The sequence below is a fragment of the Cyclobacterium sp. SOCE241 genome (assembly GCF_056867545.1).
Window position 1 is genome coordinate 1150631 of the sequence record NZ_CP149779.1, and the last position, 14502, is coordinate 1165132.

The 14502-nt window shown below is 37.6% G+C and carries 14 protein-coding genes and 4 pseudogenes; 7 read left to right on the plus strand and 11 right to left on the minus strand.

Features of this window, described 5'->3' with window-relative positions; translation table 11 throughout:
* The first annotated feature begins 18 nt into the window (after window positions 1–18).
* The 3 pseudogenes from ligA to dapA all read left to right on the plus strand — a co-directional run bounded on the left by ligA (window position 19) and on the right by dapA (window position 3888).
* Window positions 19–2494 (plus strand): annotated as a pseudogene (gene ligA, locus WG932_RS05515) (NAD-dependent DNA ligase LigA).
* A 6-nt stretch (window positions 2495–2500) separates the two neighbouring features.
* Window positions 2501–2994 (plus strand): annotated as a pseudogene (locus tag WG932_RS05520) (DUF6913 domain-containing protein).
* Between the two features lies 1 nt (window position 2995).
* Window positions 2996–3888 (plus strand): annotated as a pseudogene (dapA, locus tag WG932_RS05525) (4-hydroxy-tetrahydrodipicolinate synthase).
* Window positions 3889–3948: 60 nt separating this feature from the next.
* Here the strand turns inward: dapA and WG932_RS05530 are convergent.
* Complete coding sequence (locus WG932_RS05530; protein ID WP_014022346.1) at window positions 3949–4122, minus strand: histone H1; 174 nt, start codon at window positions 4120–4122, stop codon at window positions 3949–3951.
* 96 nt (window positions 4123–4218) lie between these two features.
* A complete protein-coding gene (locus tag WG932_RS05535; RefSeq protein WP_014022347.1) occupies window positions 4219–5469 on the minus strand; it encodes an aminotransferase class I/II-fold pyridoxal phosphate-dependent enzyme in 1251 nt (416 codons plus the stop codon).
* A gap of 308 nt (window positions 5470–5777) precedes the next feature.
* On the opposite strand from WG932_RS05535, the pseudogene WG932_RS05540 reads away from it, so the two are divergent.
* Window positions 5778–6364 (plus strand): annotated as a pseudogene (locus tag WG932_RS05540) (Maf family nucleotide pyrophosphatase).
* 135 nt (window positions 6365–6499) lie between these two features.
* On the opposite strand, the gene WG932_RS05545 reads toward WG932_RS05540, so the two are convergent.
* Window positions 6500–7078, minus strand: coding sequence for a DUF4136 domain-containing protein (locus WG932_RS05545; RefSeq protein ID WP_339677996.1), 579 nt, complete (start codon window positions 7076–7078; stop codon window positions 6500–6502).
* Window positions 7079–7217: 139 nt separating this feature from the next.
* Between WG932_RS05545 and WG932_RS05550 the strand changes: the two genes are divergently transcribed.
* From WG932_RS05550 to WG932_RS05560, 3 genes are all read left to right on the plus strand, one after another.
* Window positions 7218–7955, plus strand: coding sequence for a LamB/YcsF family protein (locus WG932_RS05550; RefSeq protein ID WP_483087262.1), 738 nt, complete (start codon window positions 7218–7220; stop codon window positions 7953–7955).
* A gap of 2 nt (window positions 7956–7957) precedes the next feature.
* Complete coding sequence (locus WG932_RS05555) at window positions 7958–8677, plus strand: 5-oxoprolinase subunit B family protein (RefSeq protein WP_483087263.1); 720 nt, start codon at window positions 7958–7960, stop codon at window positions 8675–8677.
* 165 nt (window positions 8678–8842) lie between these two features.
* Window positions 8843–9538, plus strand: a complete 696-nt coding sequence (locus tag WG932_RS05560; RefSeq protein ID WP_483087264.1) for a 5-oxoprolinase subunit C family protein — start codon at window positions 8843–8845, stop codon at window positions 9536–9538.
* 306 nt (window positions 9539–9844) lie between these two features.
* Here WG932_RS05560 and WG932_RS05565 read toward each other — a convergent pair whose 3' ends face one another.
* The 8 genes from WG932_RS05565 to WG932_RS05600 form a co-directional block, all read right to left on the minus strand.
* On the minus strand, window positions 9845–10102 hold the full coding sequence (locus tag WG932_RS05565; protein ID WP_483087265.1) for a DUF3307 domain-containing protein: 258 nt from the start codon (window positions 10100–10102) through the stop codon (window positions 9845–9847).
* 11 nt (window positions 10103–10113) lie between these two features.
* Complete coding sequence (locus WG932_RS05570; protein ID WP_483087266.1) at window positions 10114–10254, minus strand: DUF3307 domain-containing protein; 141 nt, start codon at window positions 10252–10254, stop codon at window positions 10114–10116.
* A complete protein-coding gene (locus WG932_RS05575) occupies window positions 10251–10865 on the minus strand; it encodes a SatD family protein (RefSeq protein ID WP_483087267.1) in 615 nt (204 codons plus the stop codon). Before WG932_RS05575 ends, WG932_RS05570 begins: the two co-directional genes overlap by 4 nt.
* 92 nt (window positions 10866–10957) lie before the next feature.
* A complete protein-coding gene (locus tag WG932_RS05580) occupies window positions 10958–11689 on the minus strand; it encodes an L-lactate permease (RefSeq protein ID WP_483087268.1) in 732 nt (243 codons plus the stop codon).
* Complete coding sequence (locus WG932_RS05585) at window positions 11668–11823, minus strand: hypothetical protein (protein WP_483087269.1); 156 nt, start codon at window positions 11821–11823, stop codon at window positions 11668–11670. Before WG932_RS05585 ends, WG932_RS05580 begins: the two co-directional genes overlap by 22 nt.
* Window positions 11823–12674, minus strand: coding sequence for an L-lactate permease (locus WG932_RS05590; protein WP_483087270.1), 852 nt, complete (start codon window positions 12672–12674; stop codon window positions 11823–11825). The genes WG932_RS05585 and WG932_RS05590 overlap by 1 nt, the downstream gene beginning before the upstream one ends.
* A gap of 31 nt (window positions 12675–12705) precedes the next feature.
* Window positions 12706–13110, minus strand: coding sequence for a hypothetical protein (locus WG932_RS05595; RefSeq protein WP_483087271.1), 405 nt, complete (start codon window positions 13108–13110; stop codon window positions 12706–12708).
* A complete protein-coding gene (locus tag WG932_RS05600; protein WP_483087272.1) occupies window positions 13110–14501 on the minus strand; it encodes a malate synthase in 1392 nt (463 codons plus the stop codon). The genes WG932_RS05595 and WG932_RS05600 overlap by 1 nt, the downstream gene beginning before the upstream one ends.
* Window position 14502 lies beyond the last annotated feature (1 nt).

Below are 14502 nucleotides of genomic sequence, written 5' to 3' on the forward strand. Positions count from 1 at the left end.
ATTGTGATCATTTTTTAAATGAAAAAAGTAAGTATACAAGAGGCAAAGAAACAAATTGATGCGTTGACCAAGCAGATCAACCATTACAATCACCTTTATTATCAGGAAGACAATTCCGAAATTAGTGATTTTGAATTTGATATATTACTGAATCAGCTTATTCAGCTGGAAACAGATTTTCCTGAACTAAAAAGAGCTGACAGTCCCAGCCAACGTGTTGGAGGCACAATCACCAAAAATTTTGAGACGGCAAGCCATTCTGTTAAAATGCTCTCACTTGGCAACACCTATTCTAAGGAAGAATTGGTTGCATTTGACGAGAGGGTATTCAAGGGACTGGAGCATAGAAATTATAATTATTTTTGCGAACTTAAATTTGATGGGGTGGCCATTAGTTTGGTTTATGAAAAGGGCGAATTGGTAAGGGCAGTAACAAGAGGAGACGGTTACAAAGGGGATGTAGTAACGGAGAATGTTAAAACCATCCGTAGTATTCCATTGCACATAAAAGACAAAAAAATCTTCCTGAGAAGTTCGAAGCTCGAGGAGAGATATTTCTTTCCAAAAAGGGTTTTGCAAAGATCAATGCAGAACGATTGAAAAACGGCGAAAGTTTGCTGGCCAACCCAAGAAATACAGCATCCGGAACTCTTAAAATGCAAGATTCAACTGTGGTCGCAAAACGGAGATTGGATTGTTATTTGTATCAATTAATAGCTGACGAAGTTGATTTAGATCAGCATGCGACATCAATACACTTACTAGAAGAGTGGGGATTTCACGTATCTCCTACCTACAAAAACTGTCAAAACCTGGAAGAGGTATTTGAGTATATTGAGGAATGGAGAGAAAAACGGCATGATTTGTCTGTAGAAACAGATGGAGTAGTAATAAAAGTTAACGACTATAGGCAACAAGAGGAATTAGGTTTCACAGCAAAGGTCCCAAAATGGGCCATAGCCTATAAATACCAAGCTGAGAGTGCAGAGGCCACTCTCCTATCGATCCAATACCAAGTTGGAAGAACTGGAGCGATCACACCTGTAGCCAATCTTTCACCTGTACAATTGGCCGGAACTACGGTCAAAAGAGCATCCTTACACAATGCCAATGAAATTGAAAGGTTGGATTTGCATGAAGGAGACACTGTAAATGTTGAAAAAGGTGGGGAAATAATCCCTAAAATCACAGGAGTTGTCAAGGAGCGAAGGATAGAAGGAAGTAAACCCATTGTTTACATCAGAGAATGTCCGGAATGCGGCACCCCATTAGAAAGAAATGAAGGAGAAGCCAAGCATTTCTGTCCAAATGACGAGGCATGTCCACCACAAGTATTGGGAAGAATTGAGCATTTTGTTTCCAAGCGAGCCATGGACATCGACCCTTAGGAACAGAAAGACTTCGGGCATTGATACAGCAAGAATATGTCCAAGACCTTGCTGATCTATATTACTTACCGGAAAAAAGAGAAGCGCTACTTGGTTTAGAAATCACCGACGACCAGTACTCAAAAAATAGTGAAGGGTATTTATACGTAAGCCTAAAGAAGGCTTTATATGCATTAACTCAGCAGTTAACACTTAAGGAAATAGATGAGTTTATTGCAGAAAATGAGGAATTGAGCCTCAACCAAAAGGTCAATGAGTTTCATTCATATGCCCTTCATCGAGGTAAAAAAGGCAAGCAAAATAGCTTGACTATAGAAAAACTTTCTGTCTTAATCGATCATGGCCATTTCGATTTGGTTGAAGATTATGTCCCGGTGGCTTATGTGTTGGCTATTTTGGTTGGTAAGGAAGAAAGAATAGAAGAAATAAAACCAATTACAAAAAACAGGAACAGTGTACATGAAATAGTTATTCATGACCAGGATGGCATTTTTGAAAAGGTTTTTGACGCTATTAATAAATTAAAAGGGAATTCATTTCAAGAAGGGGTGATTAAAAACATGCTGGAAGGTATTGCACAATCCCTAAACCAGCCGTTTCCAAAAGTTCTATTCGGCTTGGGTATTAGAAATATTGGTGAGAATACTGCCATATTATTGGCCAAGCATTTTCAAAATATTGAAAATATAGAAAATGCAAGTGCTGAAGAGCTCCTAGCTATCAATGGGGTGGGAGAAACTTTGGTGACAAGTATTCAAATGTTTTTCGCTAAAGAGAAAAATAAATCGATCATAAGGAAGTTAAAAGAAAAAGGTTTACAGTTCCAGCTTACTTCAGAAGAAACGCAACTTGAAAGCACAGTATTGGAAGGTAAAAAAATACTGGCCTCAGGTCGCTTAAATCATTTTAAGCGGGATGAAATCATTGATTTTATAGCTTCCCATGGCGGAACTTACTCCAAGTCGGTTTCCAAAAACCTTGATTTTATTATTGAAGGTGAAGACATGGGGCCAAGCAAAAAGGAAAAGGCTGAAAAATTAAACATTCCCTTGATTTCAGAGGAATCTTTTATAAAAATGTGTACAACAAATAAAGAAATAAAATAATAACAGATGAAATGGATAAGGGAATATTACGTAAAAAGCACTTTGGAAAAGCCAAAGAAGAAACCTACCCAAAAATCCATCTTATTGAATACAAAAAATATAAAGACCATATCCATAATTGCCAGTAATAAGGATGAAATTGAGGCCATCACAAAGGTAATTCATTCCGATTTGGATGAAAAAATAAGGGTAATAGGAAATTATTATGATGAGAAATCAATAGATGAACAGGCTTTTTCTTATAAAGATTTTACTTTATTTGGTAAACCTAGAGAAAAACTAATTCAATTGCTTTCCCTTAAACCAGATTTGATTATTTTTACCCCGAAAAGCTGAATTACTTTACCCTATTTTTACTACAGTTACAATCGGCATCATATAGTATGGGGTTTTATAATGAGGAGACGAAGCCCTATTTGGACTTGATGTTGAACAATGAAGAAAAAGATATTCAATCAGGAACCGCACTGTTGATAAAATATTTAAAGCAGATCAATTAAAATGAAAAAGTTTACAGGTACCGGAGTAGCCTTAGTAACTCCCTTTAAAGCAGATGGAGCTATTGATTATCCTGCTTTGGAGAGAGTTATTGAGCATGTTATTCTGGGAAATGTTGATTATTTGGTGGTACAAGGCACCACAGGAGAATCAGCTACACTTTCTGAAGAAGAAAAAATGGAAGTTTTAGCCTTCACAAAGAAAATCAATCGCTCTAGAGTTCCAATTGTTTATGGACTTGGAGGTAATAATACTGCAGCACTATTGGCTGCAATGGATACCATTGATTTTTCGGAAATTGAAGGGGTGCTTTCAGTAAGTCCCTATTACAACAAACCCAGCCAGGCCGGGATCATTGCCCATTATGAGGCACTTGCGGATAAATGCCCTGTTCCCATAATTTTATACAATGTTCCGGGAAGAACTATGTCTAACCTAAGTGCTGCTACAACCTTAAAATTAGCACAACATAAAAACATTATTGGGATCAAAGAAGCCAGTGGAAATTTAGAACAATGCATGCGTATTGTAAACAGTAAACCTGATGACTTTCTATTAATCTCCGGGGATGACATGAACACCACTCCGATGAGAAGTATTGGAGCAGAAGGTGTTATTTCTGTTATGGCCAATGCTTACCCTGAAATTATGGGAGCAATTATTCACGGAAATGGAGAATATTCAAAAAAGGAACCTTCAGTTTGTTAGATATCAACCCTCTGATGTATGAGGAAAGCAATCCTGTAGGTGTAAAATGTCTTATGGAGCATTTAGGTCTCTGTGAGAGCCATGTTAGACTACCCTTACAGAAGGCCTCCAATGAATTGAGAAGCAGAATTATTTCTGCAGCAGATCGCATTAATACGAATCAATTTTATTCGCCACATTTAGAATAACATATATAAAATAAAAAAAGGGGACTTATATAATAAGTCCCCCTTTTTTTACTCCTTAACTCAAGAATTTTTGATATCCTGTACTTCTTTTCTGATATCCTGAGCCATATTTTTTAAATCTTGCATGCCTTTTCTTACTCTTGTTCCTGCAGCTTGATTTTTCTTATCGTAGAATTTGTCAAAATCAGCTTCAAGAGACATTATAAGATCTTTGATTTCATTAAATCTGTTCATAATTAAAAGTTTATTTAGGTTAATGATGAAATTGTTTTTTTACTCAATATAGGTAAATAGTTTATTAATGTACAGGATTGGCCCTTTTTTCTAGATTTATTCACCAAAAGATGTAGCCAACTCCGTAGTTTTATAATAACCACTACTTAATTTTTCTTTAATTGCTTCAAATGCTGCAATTGTCTCTTCCACATCTGCTATACTATGTACCGCAGTTGGTATCAAACGCAATATAATCATTCCTTTTGGAACAACAGGATAAATCACAACTGAGCAAAAGATATTATAGTTTTCACGCAAATCCTTGCTTAATGTAGCCGCTTCACCCACAGTACCGTTCAACACTACCGGAGTTACCGGTGAATTGGTGGTGCCGATGCTGAACCCTTTTTCTTTCAAACCATTCTGAAGAGCATTTACAATCTTCCAAAGGTTATTTTTATATTCAGGTCGACTCCTGATTAAATCCAGTCGTTTCAATGCGCCTTCCACCATTATAAGTGGCAGTGCTTTCGCAAATATTTGAGAACGCATATTGTATTTCAAGTAATGAATTACTTTCGCATCACCTGCAATAAACGCGCCAATACTTGCCATTGACTTGGCAAAAGTTGAAAAATATAAATCAACTTCTTGTTGTACTCCTTGTTCTTCACAAGTACCGGCACCGGTTTTACCCATTGTTCCAAAACCATGCGCATCGTCTACCAACAGGCGAAATTGAAATTTTTCTTTCAACTTTACTATTTCTTTCAACTTGCCCATATCACCGGTCATACCAAATACACCTTCGGTAATTACCAAGATACCACCACCGGTTTCTTTGCTTAACTTTTCTGCTCTTTTCAACTGTTTCTCACAGCTTTCTATGTCATTGTGAGGATATACAAATCGCTTACCGATATGCATCCGCAAAGCATCAATAATACAAGCATGACATTCACTATCGTATACAATAACATCTTTTCTATCGATCAATGAATCAATCACACTCATGATGCCTTGATAACCGTAGTTAAGCAAATATGCCTTTTCTTTACCCACAAATTGTGCCAATTCACTCTCGAGCTGCTCATGAAGATCAGTATTTCCTGACATCATCCTCGCCCCCATTGGGTACGCTGCTCCCCACTTTGTGGCAGCATCAGCATCTGCTTGTCTAACTTCGGGATCATTTCCTAACCCTAAATAATTGTTCAAACTCCAATTCAGAACTTCTTTGCCCTTAAATTTCATTCTAGGCGCAATTTCACCCTCCAATTTAGGGAACATGAAATATCCTTCTGATAACTCGGAATGTTTTCCTAACGGACCAAGATTGGTATTCAGTTTTTCAAATATATCCAATGTGTATTTACTTTGATGTTCAACAAATTACTAACTCAATAGGCTAATAAAACCCTCAAAAATAAGAGTTTTAAGTGGATTCAACAAAATTACGTTGATTTTTGGTGAATTCATTCATTGCCTTAACCCAATATCTATTGCTTATTGCTGGTTTAAGTTTACTTTTAAATTGTAGATTTGCAAATGCTAAGTGGCAAAAATAAATAGATTCCATTTTACCAAACATTCAATTTTCTGGTTTAGCCAACAATTTAAAGTACTTCTAATCTTTATAAAGCAGCTTCCAGGCTCAACATGCTATCTTTTTTATGAAAATAATAGATAAAACCATCATCCTTTCATCAAATTCACCAAGAAGACAACAATTGCTAAGGGACTTGGGCTTCTCCTTTGAAGTAAAAACCATGCATACGGATGAAAGTTTCCCTGCTGATATGGAAGCTACTCGAGTGGCCGCCTATCTAGCGGAGAAAAAGGCCAATACTTTCCTTCCTCATTTAAAAGACCAGCAAGTACTGATTACTGCTGACACCATTGTCATTGCCAATCAAACCATTCTTAATAAACCTCAAAATGAAGAAGAGGCAATAAATATGCTCCATTCCATCAATGGTAAATCTCATATGGTCGTAACCGGTGTTTGCATTGTGGATACGAACAAAAAACAACCTTTTCTGATCTGACTGAAGTGACTTTTTCAAAACTGAGTGAGGAAGAGATTTCCTTCTATGTACGTACATTCAAACCCTATGACAAAGCCGGCGCATATGGTATTCAAGAATGGATAGGAATGGTGGGTATAGACAATATTAATGGTTCTTATTACAATGTAATGGGACTTCCTGTTAATTTGGTATATAAAAGCTTAAAATCTAATTACACATTGAGTTTATAAGTCATGTTTTCCTTGACTTATAAACTCAATCATATTAATGGATGGGATTTTTTCATTAAGCCCTTACTCTCTAAGTACATATAATTGTACGCTAATTTTATTCACCAAACCATAGGCAACAGACTTATCTTTGGGTCATTTACCTACTTGTTTTTCTACATATTTAGAAAACTCTTTTAAAATTTTTTCTGCTGAGGTAAAGAGGTTTTTGGTTTTCTGCTTTGGTTTGGTTATTTCTCCTACAGCACTGATTCTCATAACAACTTTATCTTTTTTGGTATCAATAAAGTCTATCACCAACTCTCCCATATCATATTTTTCCACACTGTAAGTGCTTCTACCTCCACCGTAAGGATAAGGCATCATGTAGGGGCTGTATATACCATATCCATAGTATGGGCTCATCATAGGCATTCTGTTAACCTCCTTTTGCCTATCCGTAAGATTGGTATTGTACCTTACAATCAAATCCGGCTTGGTTTCATCTTCCACAAATCCCATTTCTCTCATTCCTTCTGAAAGTCTATGCTTTAAATTTTCTTCGAGAACAGGTGATTCAAATGCATCTTTATCGTAATATTGGTTGATAACAAAGAATGTATTGTAGGTATCAAAACTTGCAACTTCATTCTTTTCCATAAAAACCCTAACAGGACTACAGGAGGAAAAGAAAATCCCAAGCATTAATGTGACTATGCCAATTGAATATTTCATAATTTTTACCTTAATTTTTAACTTCAAGACGAAGACAAAACGTAAAATGTTGCATGAAAGTATAATTTGAAACAAAACTCAATACAAGCCTCCCTTGAAATTATCTCTTTTGTAACAAAAAACTTGTATCCTTGTACCTATGCGTAAAAATGTCGATTTAAATTGTGATCTGGGAGAAGGAATGGCAAATGACAATGCCATTATGCCTTTTTTAGGAAGTTGTAATATTGCAGCTGGTGGACATGCCGGAAATGAAAAAACCATCCTTGAAACCATTAAGTTAGCAATAAGACATCAAGTAAATATTGGAGCACACCCTTCCTATCCCGATCAAGAAAATTTTGGGAGAAAGCCTATGGATATCTCTTTTTCTAAACTTGAAGAAAGCCTTTTCCAACAAATTCATTTAGTGCAGAAATTAGCGTTCACTGAAAACAAAACCTTGAACCACATAAAGTTTCACGGTGCCTTATACCTCAAAAGCCTCACTTCTCTCAATTTGGCAGAAAGACTTGCCATTTTTTTATCCAATAATTTTAATGGAATATACATTTATGCGCCCTATGGGTCATGCATGGCAGAAGCCGCGCGAAAATATGAAATCCCATTAAAAAATGAAGGTTTTGCTGACAGGGCCTATTTAACCAGTTCCACGTTGGTTAGTCGAAAAAAATCATACGCACTTTTGACCAACCTAAACGAAGTAAAACATCAGGTTTTATCAATGGTAAACCAAGGAAAAGTCCCCACTTATGACAATCACAAACATGATATAGTTGTGGATACTATATGTGTTCATGGAGACCATCCTAAAGCCTTGGAAATTGCCCAATTATTAGGCCCCTTGCTTGCCACCAAGTCCACTTTAAACCACTAATAATGAAATACCCCATTAAAATACTATATATTGGAAACGATATCATAGAACTCCACTGGCCGGAAATCATTGAAGAAGACTTACTGGTTGAAATGATTACCTTGAAAAATTTAATTCTAAAAAAATGGCACATCATTATTTCTTCCATCTACCATAGTTACCAAATCTTAAGTGTTCGCTTAAAGCTTGTGGCCAATAGCACCGTTTTTATAGCTTGGTTAGAAGAGTTGATGAATGAACCTTTACCTGAGCTGGACTTACCTCAAAGGTGGATTTGGACCATCCCCGTATGCTACGAACAGGAAATTGCCCCCTCCATTAACATTTATTTGGAGAAGAAAAATATGGATGCGCAAACATTCATCGAACAACACTGTGCCAGGCAATACCTTCTATATTTTTATGGTTTTTTACCTGGTTTTATGTATTTAGGTGGCCTTCCCAAAACTTTGCATATACCTAGGAGGGATATTCCTGATAGAAAAATCAACAAAGGAAGTGTGGCCATAGGTGGTGCACAGACGGGTATTTATCCAATAGACAGTCCTGGAGGATGGTATGTTGTGGGTAAAATGCCTATTCCCATATTTGGCAATGGCAAACTAAATTTACCTTTTAATCCCGGAGATAAAATTCAGTTTGAAGCCATTTCTTCAAAGGAATTTACCGACATCCAAGGCTCAACTAATTATCATTGGAAAAAAACCATATATCATGGGTAAAATAGTCTTTATCAAAGCCGGCTTATTTACCACCATCCAAGATCAGGGGAGGTTTGGGTTTGTAGATAAGGGAATCCCAACTTCAGGGCCTATGGATGAATCTTCTTTTCACTTGGCCAATTTGCTGGTACGAAAAAACCAGGTGCAGCATGTCTGGAGATATATATGGGCAATGTTTCGCTTTATTTTACTGAAAATTGCCAAATTGTTTGTACAGGAGCCGATGCTAAAATCCAAGTGGATTCTAAGTTATATGGCACCAATGAAATTATCAATATTTCTGCCTATTCAAAGGTAAACATCGCTTCTTTTCGTCAAGGACAGTGGCTTTACTTGGCTATTAATGGGCTTTTTGAAAGTGAAAGTATTATGGGTAGTCAAAGCTTTTATCAGGAAGTCACACCTTTGGCTAAATTTAAAGACAACGATATTTTAACTTTTGCTAGTTCTCCTAACCATATACCTACTGACTTCTCCAAGATAAAACCAAGAGGTTTTCCAAAATCTCCTCAAATTCCAGTATTTCCAGGGCCATCCTTTTCTTGCTTGAGCAAAACACAGCAACATGCCTTGACTGATTCTTGTTTGACACTTTCCCCTATCCAAAATAGAATGGGGATTCAATTGGTAGAAAAAATAAAACATACCCTTCCAGAGTTGATTTCAAGTCCTGTTTACCCTGGGACCGTTCAATTGACTCAAGCCGGAAAAATCATTATCCTAATGAAAGATGCTCAAGTAACCGGAGGATATCCGCGAGTTTTACAATTAACAAGCATAGGCATTTCAAGACTTTCTCAACTCAGGCCACAAGCTAAATTTAAATTTCACTTTGTTCCCCAAAAGGATATTTCCATTTAATTGAAATCGGCTCTTTTTTGTCAATATTGGTCGTACAACCACCCGCACAAGATGGCCAAACCAAAACTTACCAAGGTTCCGATCAAAATATATTCGGTGAGCTTCCTGTCTTTAGATTCTTTCAAATCTCCAAACCTAAACACAGACTTTGCTGCCACCAAAAACCAATGGCTTCCCATTTCCCCGCAATAATAAAAATTAGAACAAACCAACGTTCGAGTATACCAATGTATTGACCTGCTTTTTCCAATGATCCAATTTCATCGTCCGCTACAGGGGTCCATTTTGAAATGATTGTCTTGATTATTATTGAGGCTGGTAGCGATAAAAAACCAACAAAGTTAGCACCAACCAAAATTTTTCGGAAATTGGATACAATAGGTTAATAAATCCCGGATCTATCCAAACTACTACTCCTCCTATGGTTAATAAATGGGCCAATTGGTCTATAAAAAACCAATACCTTTTGGTACTCGCTTTTTGTGCATATAACTTAATCAGGTCTACAAGTCCATGAACAGAGATAATCCCTACTGCATACGGCCAAAAACTTAAATCAGCCATAATTATCATGATTAGTAAGCCATGCACCAGCAAGTGTAAATAAAGTTGGTAGGCCTTAAACTTTTTGCTTCTTTTGCCTTCACCCACCGGTTGGGTTGGAAGACAAAATCTCCTAATAAGTGTGCTAAAATCAGCTTTATAAATACTATCATGAGGTAAACCTTGCTATTCGTTTTGGAAAATAATTCACCAATGTATTAATTACTTCAAAATGTGCTCTGGAAAGCCGTGCGCTTACAGAATTTTGACTGATTTTCTCCATTGCACCTAATGCTGTTTGATTTTTCTCAGGATGCTTGAATGCAAGGCAGACCATTTTTGCAGAATTGATTGACCAATCGTCCATGATTGTCAATGCCAGCCGAAGCATAAGGTTTATTTCTTCATTCAACTCCTTGTTTTCACTTTTGAACATAATCCCCTGTTGTTCTTTTTCAAGCGCTTCAAATATCTCTCCTGAGTAAACATAAGCAGTTCCATTATTTTCCAAAAGCCTATCTGATATAAAATTTTCCTCTCCTACGCCCAACCCCATCCGTATATCCAATGGTGCCATTGACTTGATGGCAGCTTTTAGTAATATGGCTACAAATAGTAATTGTTCTGGTTCCTTTATCCTCAATTGAAAACTGTCTCCCCGATAGATTTCCCAGTCGGTTCCCTCCTTTCCCCATTGTTTCAATTCCTTCTTTAATTCCTGCATCCATTGAGCTGCCGGAACTTTACGTGAATTGATCAAGTCTGCTGTGATGATCCCTATCATTGAACGCTTTATTTATCTACCATTTACAAGATAAACCAATTTATCGATTAATTAGTAGATAATCAAAATTATTGACTAAAAAGAAGATAAATTTATGAATTTAGCATGAATTGATCCATAACCCCCACTACTCCAATCAGAAAGAAGCCAATCAAACCTGTCACCAAAAGGTAATACAAGGTAGGAAGGATTGTTTTCCTAAGGACACTTCCTTCTTTGCCTAAAAGCCCTACCGTGGCTGAGGCTGCTACAACATTGTGTATGGCGATCATATTACCGGCTGCCGCACCAACTGCCTGAAGGGCTAAAATCCAGGTGGGCGACATTACAAGGTTATCAGCAACACCAAATTGAAACAAGCTAAACATTAAATTACTAATGGTGTTACTACCGGCAATAAAGGCACCTAAAGCCCCTATAAATGGTGCAAAGAAAGGATAAACCATCCCTACTTTATTTGCCGACCATTCCGCCATCAATATAGGCATGGAAAGCATGCCTGAAGCATTCTCCCCTGAATTAATATACACCCTGACCATGGCTACAGCAAACAATAACACTGCTCCTGCTTTAAATATCATTTGGCTACTTTCAGAAAAAGCTGCTTTCACTCCTTTACCACTCATCCCATGAAGAAAGTAAGTAAAAACACAAACTATAAGTAATAATGTACCCGGCAAATACAGGGGAGTACTAGTGCCAGCAATGTTTGTTCCTAGTATAGGATCAATTCCAAAAGAAAAGCCGGTAAGCCAATTCTTAAAAGGCAATTGAGGCAACCTACTTAAAACCAGTAAAACGGCTAAAAAACATACGGTAACCAAGCCAATTTTAAGGAGATTTTTGGCTTATCTAAAGCCAAATCAAGTTCGGCTTCATTATTTTTAAAATTGGCAGCACCCAACCAGTCTTCAGGCCAATGCTTAACTTCCTCCATTTCCCAAATTGATTTAGGCATCAAAATCCTTTTTTGGCCGAATAAACGACCAAAGCCAAGCCCACTAAAGCACCGATAAGAGAAGGGAATTCAGGCCCTAAAAAAAGGCCGGTAATCAGATAAGGAATGGTAAAAGAAAGCCCTGCGAAAATAGCAAAAGGAAAAACCTGAAAACCTTCCTTCCATGACCTATTTTTTCCAAAAAACCTACAAAGCATCAAAACCATTAAAAAGGGCATAAAACTTCCCACAAGGGCATGAACAATAGCCGCATTTCCGGTAACAGCAGCCAAGACATCAGCAATATCTAAACCCATCAAATCCAACCTAGAAGTCAATTCAGGATTTTCCAGACCACCTTTGACACCAACCAATATAGGTGTGCCCACCGCACCGAAAGTTACAGCAGTGCTTTGCACCATCATCCCCAAAACAACCGCTGCCAAAGCAGGAAAACCTAAGGCAACCAACAATGGGGCAACTATAGCTGCGGGGGTTCCAAAACCGGCAGCTCCTTCCAGAAAAGACCCAAAAAGCCAAACAATAATAATTACCTGAATTCTTCGGTCTTTACTAATTCCAAAAAAGCCATCTCGAATGCGGTTAACAGCTCCTGAATACTTCAGGAAATTAAGTAATAAAATCGCACCAAAAACAATGTAAAGTATATCAAAAGTGATAAACAAACTTTGAATAGAGGAAGCCAGAATTGTCAACATGGACATGTCCCAGAAAAGAAATGCCAAAATTGAGGTAAGAACGAAAGTAACAGGCATCGTAATTTTGGCAGCAACACGAAATCCTACCAACATTACAGATGCGACCAAAATTGGAAAAACGGCCAGAAAAAACAACAGGGTTTGAGACATCATTTAGAACAAATGTATACAATCAATAAAAGCATTAAACAATAAAATCTAAATTTTCTGTAATCCGCTCCCCATTTTTATTCAAGTGGTTGATATAACGGTCAATTCTTTTTTCAGCAAGCTTTAAATCAACATTGTTTAGGTTAATATTCAACAAATCGATAAACCATGGAATCTTCTCTTCTTGCTCAACATATTTCTTTACAATGGCCTTGGCAATGGGAAGTGTAGTAGTCTTGGAAGCCTCATGAACATCTTTGCTATCGGCTACTAATAGCTTATGATATTCCTCTTCCAATAGCCTATCGAATAATTCTTGGGTAAAAATAGCTCCCTGATTGACTCCTGAGATTTCATCAGCATCTGTAATTTCAGCCTTTTTGTGAAGCCACTCCCATAGGATACTCAGTCGAATTTCACCTGTTGCCATATCTTCCATCAGGTAAAGGACATTATCATTCCCAAAAAGTCAGCCGGTTTCAAAGCAGCCGCTTGCATGCCCTGCCCAAATGCATTGCCGTATTGCAAGCCAACACTTAATAGATTTCTTGCACCTCTAATTGTCCTAGGAGCAGAATCTAGGTGGATCAAGCCATCAGCATCTTCTTGAGTATAACTAAGCTTTTCAAAACTTCTTCCCATTTGGTTGGCTTTTCCTGACTTTTCCCAAACAGGGCGAACAATATGAACCATTTTCCAATGCGCTACCCATTTTCCACTTGCCCCTTCCTTAAGCTCTCTTTCTGCCCCGGCCAAAGCTTTCTCCATACTTGCACTTACACCTTCTGTAGATCCAACAGGTATATTAGGTTCCATACCACCTTGCCACAAGGCATAGTTACCTTTGCTATCAGGTGTATTGACCGCTCTTCTTACCCTGTCTTCATAATTTTTCATGTATCCATAAGTCATCCCTATGGATTCTATGTTAGGATTGATAAAGAACTGATCCCAAGCCATCGCATCTGAGACACTATTGATATAATCCCAACGACCTGTATTAAACCCAACAAAATGTTTTCCCAAAGCCGCCCTAATTTCCATTAGTTGGTATGTAGCTTCTAGCTGCTCTACCAAAACATAAACCTTTAGGGTACCATCTTCCATTCCCAAATGCTTTTCCAAAGCACTAATCATCCTGTTCCACAAGGCTGCTTCTTCTGCCGTTTGAATTTTGGGTAGATACAGCACTATGGAAGCACCAGCACCTATCAAAGCCTGAAAATTATTCACGACATAAAGCACCAAATCAGCAATGGAAGCCGAAAATGAAGCACCATTGCTTAACCGAATGTGTCGATCGTCTAAATGCAATCCTCTGGCTCTAAAAATCTTAGTGGTAAAGCCTAGCTGAGTTTTCCAATCAGTGATCTTTCCATGACCAAAAAAACTTTTACTCCAATTGTTCATTCGGAAAGCTACTTCTTCGGCCACCGTCAAAAATATCGGTGAGTCCTGAATAGCCAATTTAAGGTTTCTTTGATTGTCTAAGGACATGGTAGACACTTGGCCTAAAGCATCTTCTCCATCAAACATCCACCCGTCAGCACCGGAAAGCAAGGCATAAGCTACATTCCGAATACTATTTTCTAAACTTGTATTGGGTTTGGCCCCTGGACCTGTACCCTGGATCCATTGTTGTTGAAGATCTTTAGGTATTTCGGCCCCTTCAAAATTTCCGGCTCTGGCATCAGATACCAAGATATTGGTACCCGGAATATTGGTGTCCGGATTTAAAAATGTCAATTTACTTCCCTTTCGGCTTCGTTCTTTTCTCCTTCGTAACCGGATATTCATTAGTTTTTTTACTTCTTCATTAAAGGGAGCCATT